Consider the following 12939-nt stretch of genomic DNA (forward strand, 5'->3'; position numbering starts at 1 on the left):
TATGTCTCCTGTACGCAAATTTTCTGCTTTAAAAGTATTGACATACATAACAAAGTAAGGTATTATTTGCACTTGTAACGCCATACATATAAAGTGGCATTTATTTTATGAAAATACGCTCCATATCCGGCGCATAGAAAAGAAACAAGGGAGACAGACAAGATGAAAAAAGTGGTGAAGTTCGGCGGAAGTTCATTGGCCAGCGCAAGACAGTTCAAAAAAGTAGCGGATATCATTAAATCTGATAAGACCAGAAGGTACGTGGTCCCTTCCGCACCAGGCAGGCGAAACGACAAGGACGAGAAGGTGACGGACCTGCTCTATGCCTGTTACGACGCGGTTGCAGAAGGAAGGTCCTATAAGAAAATCCTGGAAAAGATTAAGAGCAGATACATGGATATCATTGACGGCCTGGATTTAAACCTGAACCTGGACCATGAGTTTGACCGGATAGAGGAAAATTTCCTGGCAAAGGCAGGCCGGGACTACGCTGCTTCCCGCGGAGAATACTTAAACGGTATTGTGGCGGCCCATTTCCTGGGGTTTGAATTTGTGGATGCGGCGGAAGTGATTTTCTTTGATGAAAACGGAAACTTTGAAGCAGAACATACCAACCGTGAGCTGTCCGAGCGCCTGGAGCATGTGGAGAAGGCCGTCATCCCTGGTTTTTATGGTTCCAAGCCGGACGGGACCATCAAGACATTTTCCAGAGGCGGTTCAGATGTCACTGGCTCCATTGTGGCCAAGGCCATCCATGCGGATATGTATGAGAACTGGACGGATGTGTCCGGGGTTCTGGTGACAGACCCAAGAATTGTTGATAACCCGGAAGTGATTGAGACTATTACATACAAGGAACTGAGGGAGCTTTCCTACATGGGGGCCAGCGTTCTTCATGAGGACGCCATTTTCCCGGTGCGCAAGGAAGGCATTCCCATCAATATAAGGAACACCAACCGTCCGGAAGACAAGGGCACTCTGATTGTGGAGAGCACCTGCCGCAAGCCCCATTACACCATCACCGGCATTGCGGGCAAGAAGGGATTCTGCTCCATCAATATAGAGAAGGCCATGATGAACGCCGAGGTTGGGTTTGGGAGAAAGGTGCTCAGCGTGTTTGAGCAGTACGGCATCTCCTTTGAACACATGCCTTCAGGCATTGACACCATGACCATCTATGTACACCAGTCGGAGTTTGAGGAGTTTGAGCAGTCCGTTATCGCCGGAATCCACAGGGCTGTGGAGCCGGACACGGTGGAGCTGGAATCAGACCTGGCGCTGGTGGCTGTGGTTGGACGGGGTATGCGTTCCACCAGAGGAACAGCCGGCCGTATCTTTTCCGCCCTGGCCCATGCCAGGGTCAATGTAAAGATGATTGACCAGGGCTCCAGTGAGTGGAACATTATTATCGGAGTGAAGAACGATGATTTCGAGACGGCAATCAGGGCGATTTACGATATATTCGTAACCACGGAACTGTAAACAGTCTGTTTCCGTATTGTACTAAGGAGGCTTCGCAGGGATAATTTCCCTGCGGGGCTTTTTCTGAGATGGGGCACAGCAGGCTTTTGCGCCTAATTTTTCATTTTATTATAGTTGAAAGTGTGATATACTGGATAAAATAGTAAACAGGAAGAGAAGGAGGGGGCCATATGCTTGAAAAAATTGATTTAGGCAATAAAGTGGACAAGAAGACGTACCGCAAGGTCATGGACGAGGCAGAAGAAAAGCTTGGGCTTTTGCAGAGGGAGTGCAAGGATGCGGGAATTCCGGTCATTCTCGTGTTTGAGGGAATGGGGGCTGCCGGCAAGGGAGTGCAGATTAACCGTCTCATACAGGCCCTGGACCCCAGGGGCTTTGACGTATATGCCTGCGACCGCCCCACGGAGGACGAGCAGATGCGGCCCTTCCTGTGGCGCTACTGGACAAAGACGCCGGCCAAGGGCAGAATTGCTGTCTTTGACCGTTCCTGGTACCGCAGCGTCCAGGTGGACCGTTTTGACGGCCTTACCCCTGAGGACAAGCTTGGGGATGCATACCAGGATATCCTGTCCTTTGAGAAGCAGCTGTGTGATGACGGCACTGTCATCATGAAGTTTTTCCTGTATATAGACAAAGAGGAACAGAAGAAACGGTTTAAGAAGCTGGAGGGTTCCAAGGAGACTTCCTGGCGGGTGACGACCGAGGACTGGAACCGGAATAAGGACTTTGACCGGTATCTGAAGATGAACGAGGAGATGCTGGAAAAGACAGATACGGATTATGCGCCATGGGTTATCATAGAAGCCGTGGACAAGGACTATGCAGCCCTTAAGATTGTGAGCTCGGTTATGGACCGCCTGGAATACGAGCTGGAACACCACAGGCTCCGGGGCGGAAATCCGGTACAGAAGCAGGAGGTCAAGACCAGGGAACGGTTTAAAAACGGCGTGCTCTCCGGCATAGACCTCTCCAAAAGCCTTACGGAGGAGGAGTATAAGACCCGTCTTAAGAAGCTTCAGAAGCGGCTGGCAGAGCTTCACAGCGAGCTCTACCGCCTACGGATTCCGGTGGTCATTGGATTTGAGGGATGGGATGCCGGAGGTAAGGGCGGAGCCATCAAACGTCTGACCAGCAATCTGGACCCCAGGGGATACAGGGTGAATCCCACGGCAGCTCCCAATGACATTGAGAAGGTACACCACTATCTGTGGAGGTTCTGGAACAGTGTGCCGAAGGCAGGACATATCGCTATCTTTGACCGCACCTGGTATGGAAGGGTCATGGTGGAGCGGATTGAAGGATTCTGTTCCGAAGCTGAGTGGAGAAGGGCTTACCAGGAAATCAACGAGATGGAATCCCACATGGCCAATGCAGGCGCTGTGGTCCTTAAATTCTGGCTTCACATTGACAAGGATGAGCAGGAGCGCAGGTTCAAGGAGCGCCAGGCCAATCCTGCCAAGCAGTGGAAGATTACGGATGAGGACTGGCGCAACCGGGAGAAATGGGACCAGTATGAGGAGGCGGTCAATGAGATGCTCATACGTACTTCCACCACCTATGCCCCATGGATTGTGGTGGAGGGCAATGACAAACGATACGCCAGGGTAAAGGTCCTCCAGACCGTGGTGGATGCCCTGGAAAAGAAAATTAAGGAAGTAAAGACAGACAAATGAGTGAGACAAACCATGTAATTGTGATTGGCGCAGGGGCTGCCGGCATGCTGGCAGCCATAGCTGCGGCCAGGGAAGGCGCGGCCGTGGAGCTGTGGGAACAGAATGAAAAGCCGGGCAAGAAGCTGTTCATCACAGGCAAGGGACGGTGCAATGTGACTAACGCCTGCGATATGGAGGAGCTGCTTGGCTCCGTGGTAAGCAATTCCAAATTCCTGTACAGCAGTTTTTACGGTTTTACCAACCGGGACATGATGGATTTGCTGGAGCAGGCGGGACTGCGCCTTAAGGTGGAGCGGGGAAACCGGGTGTTTCCCCAGTCCGACAAGTCGTCAGACGTCATCAGCACCCTGTCCGGCCTTTTGAAACAGGCAGGGGTCAGGGTGTGCCTGAACCAGAAGACAGAGGGACTGGTGGTGGAAGATAATGTGTGTAAGGGCGTGCGCGCCGGCGGCAGGATACAGACAGCAGACCGGGTTATCGTGGCCACCGGCGGACTGTCCTATCCCGCCACCGGCTCCACCGGCGACGGCCTTAAGTGGGCCGCTGACAGCGGACACCGGATTACGGAGCTGTCCCCGGCCCTGGTTCCCTTTGAGGTGAGGGAGACGGAGACAGCTAGGGAGCTGCAGGGCCTTTCGCTTAAAAATGTGGAGGCTGCTGTATACGACGGAAAAAAGGAATTATACCGGGAATTCGGGGAAATGCTGTTTACCCATTTCGGGGTCAGCGGCCCCGTGCTTTTAAGCGCCAGTTCCTTCTGCGCCAGGGCCATAAGGAAGCGGCCTCTGCGCCTGGCGATTGATTTGAAGCCGGCCTTGTCCTGGGAGCAGCTGGACGAGCGCATTCTCAGGGATTTTTCGGACAGCCGGAACAAGCAGTTTAAGAATGCCCTGAACCATCTTTATCCGGCAAAGCTGATTCCGGTTATCATTGACCGCAGCGGCGTGGACCCGGATAAAAAGGTGAATGAGGTCACCAGGGAGGAGCGGCGCAGTCTGGCGGAAGCCACCAAGGCCCTGGAGTTTACTCTGACCGGACTCAGGGGCTATAAGGAAGCCATCATAACCCAGGGCGGCATATCCGTAAAGGATATAAATCCCTCCACCATGGAGTCCAGGAAGGTAAGGGGCCTGTATTTCGCAGGGGAGATACTGGATTTGGACGCAGTGACCGGCGGCTTCAACCTGCAGATTGCCTGGTCCACGGGCTGGGCGGCCGGGAAGGCCGCGGCATTATAGCGCCAGGGGCGCGGACCGTGGTATGGGCGCGGACCGTGGTTTGGGCGCAGCAGGATACATGAATAGAATCAATTACATGAACACAGGACAGGAGAGAATACAACACATGGAGTATTTCAATATTGCCATTGACGGTCCGGCAGGGGCCGGTAAAAGCACCATTGCAAAGCTGGCTGCTAAAAAGCTGGGATTCGTGTATGTGGATACAGGAGCCATGTACCGTTCCATGGCCCTGTATTTTATCAGACAGGGTATTTCGCCGGAGGATGAGGAGTCCATAGCCAGGGCCTGCGGTCAGGTGGAGGTCACCATCCGCTATGTGGATGGGGCCCAGCAGGTGATTTTAAACGGAGAGGACGTATCCGGTCTCATACGGGCGGAGGAAGTGGGCCGCATGGCGTCTGCCACGTCAGTGTACGCACCGGTCAGGCAGAAACTGGTTCAGCTTCAGAAGCAGCTGGCCAGGGAAGCGGATGTAATCATGGACGGCCGCGATATCGGCACCTGCGTGCTGCCGGATGCGCCTGCCAAGATTTACCTGACAGCCTCCGTGGAAATCCGGGCAAGACGCCGGTTCAGGGAACTGGAGGAAAAGGGGGAGGCAAGGGATATTAAGGAAATTGAGAAGGACATAGAGGAGAGGGATTACCGGGACATGCACCGGGAAAATTCGCCTTTAAGGCAGGCGGAGGATGCCCTGCTCCTTGATACCTCCCACATGACCATTGACCAGGTGGTGGACTCCATCATACGCATAGCCAGGGAGCGGGGGTATGAGGGATAGCCATGGACAGAAAAGTAACAGTAGCAAAAAGCGCCGGTTTCTGCTTTGGCGTGGAACGGGCTGTGGACCAGGTCTATGAACAGATAGAAGCCCTAAAGAGCGGCAGGACGTCCGGCCCCATCTATACCTACGGTCCCATTATCCACAATGAAGAGGTGGTAAAGGATTTGTCGGATAAGGGCGTCATGGTCCTGGAAACAGAGGAGGAGCTGAGAGCCCTTCCCCGGAACCAGGGGACGGTCATCATCCGTTCCCACGGCGTCAGCCGGCATGTGTACGAGATTTTAAAGGAGCGGAACGTGGCCGTCGTGGACGCCACCTGCCCCTTTGTGAAGAAAATACACCGCATTGTGGCGGAGCATTCCGCGGCCGGGGAGGCAGTGGTCATCATCGGAAGTCCGGACCATCCTGAGGTGGAAGGAATCAAGGGATGGGGGAATGAACATACTACGGTTATAAAGGATGGGGAGGGGGTAGATAACTACCGTCTGCCGGAGGGCCGAAAGTTATGTATCGTGTCCCAAACGACATTTAATTACAACAAATTTAAAGAATTAGTTGAAAAATTTTTAAAAAAGGGTTATGATAGTAGTGTTTTAAATACGATTTGCAATGCAACACAGGAAAGACAAGTGGAGGCAGCAAGAATTGCTTCGCAGGTGGACGCCATGATTGTGATTGGCGGCAGGCATTCTTCCAACACCCAGAAGCTTTACGAGATATGCCTCAAGGAGTGTAAAGACACCTTTTACATTCAGACACTCGGCGATTTAGATCCTGACAGTGTATCTTCTGTGCGCAGCGTAGGTATTACAGCTGGGGCATCCACCCCAAGAAAAATTATTGAGGAGGTTCATACCAGAATGGCAGAGCAAAGTTTTGCAGAGTTATTAAAGGAAGAGGAAGAATCAACCAAACCAATACGTACAGGAGAGATAGTCACCGGTCAGGTCATCGAAGTCAGCAAAGATGAGATAATACTGAGTATTGCAGGTAATAAGTCCGAGGGTGTCATCACACGGGACGAATACAGCAACGACAGCAACGTGGATTTGACCACAAAAGTACAGATTGGTGAAGAGATGGAAGCCAAGGTCATTAAGCTTAATGACGGCGTAGGCATGGTTTCCTTATCCTATAAGCGTATGGCAGCTGACAGAGGCAACAAGCGTCTGGAAGAGGCATTTGAGAACCAGGAGGTTCTGACAGCAAAGGTAGCACAGGTATTAGACGGCGGCTTAAGCGTTGAGGTTGAGGGCGCAAGGGTATTCATCCCGGCCAGCCTTGTATCTGACAGCTATGAGAAGGACCTGTCCAAGTATGCGGGACAGGATATTGATTTTGTTATCACAGAATTCAATCCTAAGAGAAGAAGAATCATCGGCGACAGGAAACAGCTTCTGGTTGCACAGAAGGCGAAGCTGAAGGAAGAACTGTTCGCAAGAATCCAGCCAGGCGATACCGTTGAGGGTATAGTTAAGAATGTGACTGACTTTGGCGCATTTATTGATTTGGGCGGTGCAGACGGACTTCTTCATATTTCCGAGATGAGCTGGGGCCGTGTTGAGAATCCTAAGAAGGTATTCAAGGCAGGCGACCAGGTAAGGGTACTGATTAAGGATATCCAGGGAGAGAAGATTGCCCTGAGCCTTAAGTTCCCGGAGGCTAATCCATGGGTCAATGCGGCTGACAAGTATGCGGTTGGCAACGTGGTATACGGCCGTGTGGCACGTATGACTGATTTCGGCGCATTTGTTGAGCTGGAGCCGGGCGTGGATGCGCTGCTTCATGTATCCCAGATTTCCAGGGAGCATGTTGAGAAGCCTGCTGATGTTTTAAGAATCGGCCAGGAGATTGAGGCCAGAGTGGTGGACTTTAACGAGGCAGACCACAAAATCAGCTTAAGCATCAAGGCTATGATGGCGCCTGCTGCACAGGATGCAGACGTGGCAGACGTGGATATTGATGCAATGTCACAGTACACAGAAGAATAAGATTTGAATTCATCAGGACTGGTTATGGGTTTTGGCCCATAGCCAGTTTTTTTGGGCTCTTTGTCAATAGTTGGGGTGGGATTTTTGATGCTTAATTACCATATCAGCTTGTGACCGTGCCGGGTTCCGTGCTATACTGGAACAAAAAGGAAAAACAGGACCGGACACAGGCTGCGGTGCAGCAGGAAGGGGACGGCATGAAGGTGCGATGCAGCGGGTGCGGCGCCGTATTTGACTATGGCGCCAACAGGGGAATCTGCCCCTGATGTTTGGAGTACAATGTATGGACAGGGGAGGTGACGGTTCCGGCGTACCAACCGTGGCGCCGTTTTTATGAATATAACTATGACAGCGAAAGCTGGTCCGGGACAGGGGATAAGAGGGAAAACCCGTATACCAGTGCTATCTGGTGGACCAGGATGCGGATGAGATGGACCTGATTCTTTGGTGTGTGACATACGGCGGGGAATCGGAGGGTTATGAGGGATACTGGCAGATACGTGTCCGCTTAAGGATACCGCCTGCCGGGGCATCCGTTACATACGGCCCGGAGGAGAACGGGGAAAATAAGGGAGGGACACAGGGATGTCTATTCCGGCGCAGCGTCATGGTTTTCGGCCGGTTTGATAAGAAAATGGAGGCAGCCATAGATGAAATCTTTGGCTCCATACGAATCAGCAGCCTGGAAGAGACTATTTCATAGCAGGGTTCAGAAGCAGGGATGCCTCGAAGATTCCATTGCCGTAGTCAAATTTTAAGATGCCGTGATACCGTTCCACCAGATACCGGACAGAGGTGGTGCCCGTTCCCATATCCTCACGCTTGGAGGAGAGAAAGCGTCCGTCCTTCATCCGTATGAGGTGGGAATAGGTGTTCTGTATGGACATGGCAATCATGGACTCTCCGGCCTGTCCGATGTTGATGGTGATGGAAGGGGTGCCCAGGGTCTGCCTTTGGCATGCCTCCACTGCATTGGAGAGAAGGTTGCCCAGGATGGTGCAGAAGTCAATCTCCGGAACCGGAAGGTTCTGGGGCAGGGATATGGAGGAATTCACGGAAATCCCCTGGGACTGGGCGGTCTGTATGTAATAATTGAGCAGGGCATTGGAGGAGGGGTTCCGGCAGTACTGGGTGGTGTCCAGGGTCTTGTAGGAGCCCAGATAGTCGTTGATGTACTCCAGGGCGAATTCTGTTTCTCCCTGTTCCAGCAGCCCTTTCAGGGTGATGAGATGATGGCGGTAATCATGGCGTGCTTTTTTGAATTGTTCCAGGTTATACTGCAGCGTGGCCATCTGGGATTTCTGGACACTGGCCAGCAGCCGGGTGGTGCGGTACTGCTCCTTGGCCGCATAGCTTTCGGCCAGCCGTGACAAAATCCTCAGACTTACATAGTGGACTGTATAAATACAGGCAAACCAGCAGACAGCAAAAAAGACCATGTCAGGATGATACTGAAGCATGCGGACAGGAGACAGGGAGCGGGATGCCAGGCGGAACATGATGAAAAAGAGCACCGGAATGGCAGCCAGATAGTTCCATACAGGAAGAAGCCGTGTGTATTCCACTGCCTTGGTCAGGTATTTGTGCAGGATGTAATAGGCCGCCCAGACCATGAGAAACAGAAAAATAAGGCTGCTTAACAGCTCGTCTCCTGTGATAAAGGAACTGCTCTCATGAAGGGAGGCAGAGGCATTGGACAGGTCGGCGCAGTATCCGGCGGTGTCCGTGAAGTTCTTGAAAAGGAAGAGGGAATAGATGGTCACAGGCCAGTCTGTCCGCACCATCCATTTGCACACCAGTATGTTGGTGGTCATGGTGGTGCAGGCCCATGCCAGCTCTAACCAGGGCTGATTCAGAAAGTGACGGAAGCAGGAAAGACACAGAAAGTATACAAAAAACAGGTATCCCATAAGAATACCTGCGGTTTTTGGCATAGTATACCGCCACTCCTTTTGGAATACTGCCAGAAAGGGAACAATGATGAATATGATTTCAGCCAAAATCATACATATCAGCTGTAGCTGTGCAAAGCCCATCAGACGCCTCCGTTTAGCCTGGAGAACTGGTAATCTGCATATTGCTGATGAATCTGCGACCGCATGGTCCTGGTAATAGGCAGATGTTCCCCGGTTGTCAAAATGAACTCGGCTCTCTCCATGGAGAATACCTTGTCCATATTGATGATGCAATTCCGGTAGCAGCATAGGAACTGGGAGTAGGCAAGGAGCATACCGGAAAAATCTTCAAACCGCATATAAGTTCGGACCGTCTTGTCCGGAAGATGGATTTGTATGTAGTGGTTTGAGTAATCTGTGTAAAGGATGGCGTCGATGGGAATCTTCACCATGATGCGGCTTTCCTTTACTTCTATATAGTGACTCTGCTTTCTGCGGGTCACTGACTTAAAATACTCCATGGTCTGGCTGAACTTCTCATAGCGGATGGGCTTAACCATATAGTCCAGGGCGCGGACCTCAAAGCCCTTCAGAGCAAAATCCGTGCTGCTGGTGGTGAATACAATGGTGCAGGATTCGTCATCCCTGCGGACCTTTTCGGCAATACGGATGCCGGAAGTCTCATTCCGGAGAAAGATATCTATGAATATAAGGTCAAAGCTGCCCTTTTGCCAGCAGCGAAGGAAGTCGGCGGCTGTATTGAAGATGGTCGTCTGCTGGCAGGTATGTGTGTCAGAACAATAGGTGGATATAAAGCCGGCTAACTGACGAGCTTCATCTATAGAGTCGTCGATGACTGCAATGTTCACGGTGCCCTTCCTTTCTTTTGTATGACAACAGGGTAACAAAAGCCATATAAATTATCCTGTCACGGTACGTTATGAAACAATCCATATAGGTTCAGTATAATATACAACAAATTAAATTGCAAGGGCAATTGGAATAAGTTGTAAGTCGGTATAGGCAGGCCCCTGCCTGGGTATAATCCATTTGTACTTAATTTGCATCAGTAAGAAAGGAGCAAGAACCTATATGGGAAAGTCTAAGAAAAATGAGGCCTTTAATCCCCATGACCTGAGCGCACAGGACCAGCTTAAGTTTGAGATTGCCCAGGAACTGGGACTGGATGCCAAGGTTATGGAAGGCGGATGGAGAAGCCTGACAGCCAAGGAAAGCGGAAAGATAGGGGGACTTATCACCAAGCGCAAACGGGAACTTAAGAAAGAGGCATTGCAGCAGGAATGATTTTCCGATATACTGTTTTATATCTGTAATCAGGCAAGATACAAAGGAGACGGAAATGAAGATAGGGATAATCTGCTTTACGGCAAGGGGCGCCGGAGTATGCCGCCTGCTGTGCAGCCGGTTCAGGGAATCAGGAACAGAGTGCGCAGGATATGCGCCGCGGCGCTTCTGGAAGCCGGAATGGGAGTGTGAGGGAATCCTGCCTCAGGACAAGTCCCTTTCAGAGTGGACCGGGTCCATGTTTGAACAGAAAAGGGCGATGGTTTTCATCGGCGCAGCCGGCATTGCAGTCAGGGCCATAGCGCCCTTTGTCCGGGATAAGATGACAGACCCGCCTGTGGTGGCTGCCGATGAGGCCGGGCATTTCTGCATTCCCCTTTTGTCAGGCCATGTGGGGGGAGCCAATGAGCTGGCGGAACAGATGGCGGGCTGGCTGCAGGGCATACCGGTCATAACCACGGCAACGGATGTCAACGGCGTGTTTGCAGTGGATGTCTTTGCGGCCCGCAGCGGCCTCTGTATCACGGACCGGGAAAAGGCAAAACAGATTTCCGCCTGGCTGCTGGAAGGCGGGAAGGTAGGAATTTTTTGCGATGCAGAGTGTAAAGGGGCTGTGGAAACGGATGACCACCGGCGCCTGGGAAAATGCATTGCCGGGCATAATATATGCCGGTATTTTACATGCAGGCATAACATATGGATTACATTCCGAAACAGTGAAAGGCCGGCAGCGGTACAGGCCGGGGATGCGGTCCGGGAAACGGAAGCAGCCGGGGAAACGGAAGCAGCCGGGGAAAAGGAAATGGTCCGGGAAACGGATGCGGTTTTGGAGGGGGCCGTAATACCATCCTTCCTCCGCCTGGTTCCAAAGATGGTCGTGGTGGGCGTGGGCTGCAGAAAGGGAACTGCGCCGGATGTCCTGGAACGCCGTGTTCTGGAAGCGCTGGAGGATGAAGGCATTGACCTGGCGGCGGTAAAGGCATTGGCCACCATTGATATAAAGGCCCGGGAGGAGGCGGTGCTGCAGCTGGCTGGCAGGTATGGATGGGAGCTTCGGACTTTTACATCCGAAGAACTGCAGGCGGTGGAAGGGGTATTTGAGGAATCCGGGTTTGTAAGGTCCGCGGTGGGTGTGGGAAATGTTTGTGAACGGTCCTGTGCGGCTAGGGGAGGAAGTCTTCTGATACATAAACGGGCAGGGGAGGGCGTGACAGTGGCCGCAGCGCTGGAGCCGGTCCGGACGGCTGCTTTCCGCAGTGTTCAGTGATTGCGGGGATGCGCCGGAGAAATTAGACATTGAGAAATACAGTTGGATATGATATACTTTTTTCCATAGTTTAAAAGTCAGATGTTGGACAGCGGGTGATACTATGGGAGATTCGTACATCTATAAGAATCAGAAAAAATTGAGATGGGGATACACCACAGGTACTTGTGCGGCAGCGGCTTCCTTGGCAGCTGCCGTTATGTTGTTGCAGGACAGAAGAATGGAGCAGGTATCCCTGACAACCCCAAAGGGAGTCCGTCTGGACCTGGAGGTGGAGGAAATGGAGACAGGAAAAAAATATGTCTCCTGCGGAGTCAGGAAGGATGCAGGCGATGACCCGGATGTGACGGACGGGCTTATGGTGTATTCCGTGGTCCGGATGCCAGGGAAGGATGATGCAGATACCGGTGGGGATTATGTGTATGAGGAGGACGGATTTTGCCTGAATTTATCCGGCGGAGTGGGAGTGGGAAGGGTGACACAGGACGGTTTGAGCTGTGAAGTGGGGAAAACCGCCATCAACCCGGTTCCCAGGCAGATGATATTCAGTCAGGTGGCAGGCGTTTGCAGGGAATCCGGTTTCAAAGGGATTCTTTTCATCGAAATACGTGTACCCGGGGCCATTAAGGTGGCGGATAAGACCTTTAACAGCCGCCTGGGAATCCAGGGGGGCATATCCATTCTGGGAACCAGCGGAATGGTGGAGCCCATGAGCGAGACAGCCCTTCTGGATACCATCCGGCTGGAGCTGAGGCAGAGAATCAGGAAGGGAGAAAAGATTCTTCTGGTGACGCCCGGAAATTATGGCGAGAACTTTGTCGGCAACGTGCTTGGCCTTGGCCTCGGGCAGGCTGTGAAATGCAGTAACTTTATAGGCAGTACCATTGACATGGCAGTGGAGGAAGGGGCTGAAGCCGTACTGCTCATAGGCCACGGCGGAAAGCTCATCAAACTGGCTGCGGGCATTATGAATACCCATTCCTCCTGGGCAGATGGGAGAATGGAAATCCTGGCAGCCCATGGAGCTGCCTGCGGTGCAGGAAGAGAACTGGCAGAACAGATTCTGGAAGCAGTGACCGTGGACCAGGGGCTGAGCCTTCTGGAAACAGAGGATGGCCTGCGTGAACAGGTAATGAAGCGGGTGACGGAACGGCTGGAACAGCATTTGAAACGGCGGGCCGGTGAACGCCTGAGGGCGGAGGCCATTGTATTTACCAATGAGCGCGGAATACTGGGAAAAACCACCGGTGCAGATGATTTGCTTATGTACTTTACGGACAGAACAAGGAATGGATGAAAGG

The 12939-nt window shown here is 52.2% G+C and carries 13 protein-coding genes; 11 read left to right on the forward strand and 2 right to left on the reverse strand.

Features of this window, described 5'->3' with window-relative positions; genetic code table 11:
* Positions 1-162: 162 nt before the first annotated feature.
* From FGS84_RS22630 to FGS84_RS22655, 8 genes are all read left to right on the forward strand, one after another.
* On the forward strand, positions 163-1482 hold the full coding sequence (locus tag FGS84_RS22630) for an aspartate kinase (protein WP_138310584.1): 1320 nt from the start codon (positions 163-165) through the stop codon (positions 1480-1482).
* A gap of 170 nt (positions 1483-1652) precedes the next feature.
* Positions 1653-3155, forward strand: coding sequence for a polyphosphate:AMP phosphotransferase (gene pap / locus FGS84_RS22635; RefSeq protein ID WP_138310585.1), 1503 nt, complete (start codon positions 1653-1655; stop codon positions 3153-3155).
* Positions 3152-4393 (forward strand): NAD(P)/FAD-dependent oxidoreductase, encoded by a 1242-nt coding sequence (locus tag FGS84_RS22640; RefSeq protein ID WP_138310586.1) that lies wholly within the window; start codon positions 3152-3154, stop codon positions 4391-4393. The genes pap and FGS84_RS22640 overlap by 4 nt, the downstream gene beginning before the upstream one ends.
* A 106-nt stretch (positions 4394-4499) precedes the next feature.
* Positions 4500-5177 carry a (d)CMP kinase gene (gene cmk / locus FGS84_RS22645; RefSeq protein ID WP_138310587.1) on the forward strand — a complete coding sequence of 226 codons (678 nt, stop codon included), beginning with the start codon at positions 4500-4502 and terminating at the stop codon, positions 5175-5177.
* Positions 5178-5179: 2 nt separating this feature from the next.
* Positions 5180-7171, forward strand: coding sequence for a bifunctional 4-hydroxy-3-methylbut-2-enyl diphosphate reductase/30S ribosomal protein S1 (locus FGS84_RS22650; RefSeq protein WP_138310588.1), 1992 nt, complete (start codon positions 5180-5182; stop codon positions 7169-7171).
* Between the two features lie 110 nt (positions 7172-7281).
* Positions 7282-7437: a hypothetical protein gene (locus tag FGS84_RS31255; protein WP_207671137.1), complete on the forward strand. Its 156-nt coding sequence runs from the start codon at positions 7282-7284 to the stop codon at positions 7435-7437.
* Between the two features lie 3 nt (positions 7438-7440).
* Positions 7441-7611 (forward strand): hypothetical protein, encoded by a 171-nt coding sequence (locus tag FGS84_RS31025; RefSeq protein ID WP_171042699.1) that lies wholly within the window; start codon positions 7441-7443, stop codon positions 7609-7611.
* The gene (locus FGS84_RS22655; protein WP_171042700.1) at positions 7581-7874 is read left to right on the forward strand and encodes a hypothetical protein; all 294 of its coding nucleotides are present in this window, start codon (positions 7581-7583) and stop codon (positions 7872-7874) included. The genes FGS84_RS31025 and FGS84_RS22655 overlap by 31 nt, the downstream gene beginning before the upstream one ends.
* Here FGS84_RS22655 and FGS84_RS22660 read toward each other — a convergent pair.
* Together FGS84_RS22660 and FGS84_RS22665 are read right to left on the reverse strand one after the other, a co-directional pair.
* A complete protein-coding gene (locus FGS84_RS22660; RefSeq protein ID WP_138310590.1) occupies positions 7864-9207 on the reverse strand; it encodes a GHKL domain-containing protein in 1344 nt (447 codons plus the stop codon). The genes FGS84_RS22655 and FGS84_RS22660 overlap by 11 nt on opposite strands.
* Complete coding sequence (locus FGS84_RS22665; protein ID WP_138310591.1) at positions 9207-9935, reverse strand: LytTR family DNA-binding domain-containing protein; 729 nt, start codon at positions 9933-9935, stop codon at positions 9207-9209. The genes FGS84_RS22660 and FGS84_RS22665 overlap by 1 nt, the downstream gene beginning before the upstream one ends.
* Positions 9936-10158: 223 nt before the next feature.
* Between FGS84_RS22665 and FGS84_RS22670 the strand changes: the two genes are divergently transcribed.
* The 3 genes from FGS84_RS22670 (at position 10159) to cbiD (ending at position 12935) form a co-directional block, all read left to right on the forward strand.
* Positions 10159-10371 carry a small, acid-soluble spore protein, alpha/beta type gene (locus FGS84_RS22670; protein ID WP_138310592.1) on the forward strand — a complete coding sequence of 71 codons (213 nt, stop codon included), beginning with the start codon at positions 10159-10161 and terminating at the stop codon, positions 10369-10371.
* A 55-nt stretch (positions 10372-10426) separates the two neighbouring features.
* Positions 10427-11638 (forward strand): cobalamin biosynthesis protein, encoded by a 1212-nt coding sequence (locus tag FGS84_RS22675; protein WP_138310593.1) that lies wholly within the window; start codon positions 10427-10429, stop codon positions 11636-11638.
* A gap of 103 nt (positions 11639-11741) precedes the next feature.
* Positions 11742-12935, forward strand: coding sequence for a cobalt-precorrin-5B (C(1))-methyltransferase CbiD (cbiD, locus tag FGS84_RS22680; RefSeq protein ID WP_138310594.1), 1194 nt, complete (start codon positions 11742-11744; stop codon positions 12933-12935).
* Positions 12936-12939 lie beyond the last annotated feature (4 nt).

This window comes from Clostridium sp. 1001271st1 H5 (assembly GCF_005845215.1).
In the GTDB taxonomy this organism is placed as follows: Bacteria; Bacillota; Clostridia; order Lachnospirales; family Lachnospiraceae; genus Enterocloster.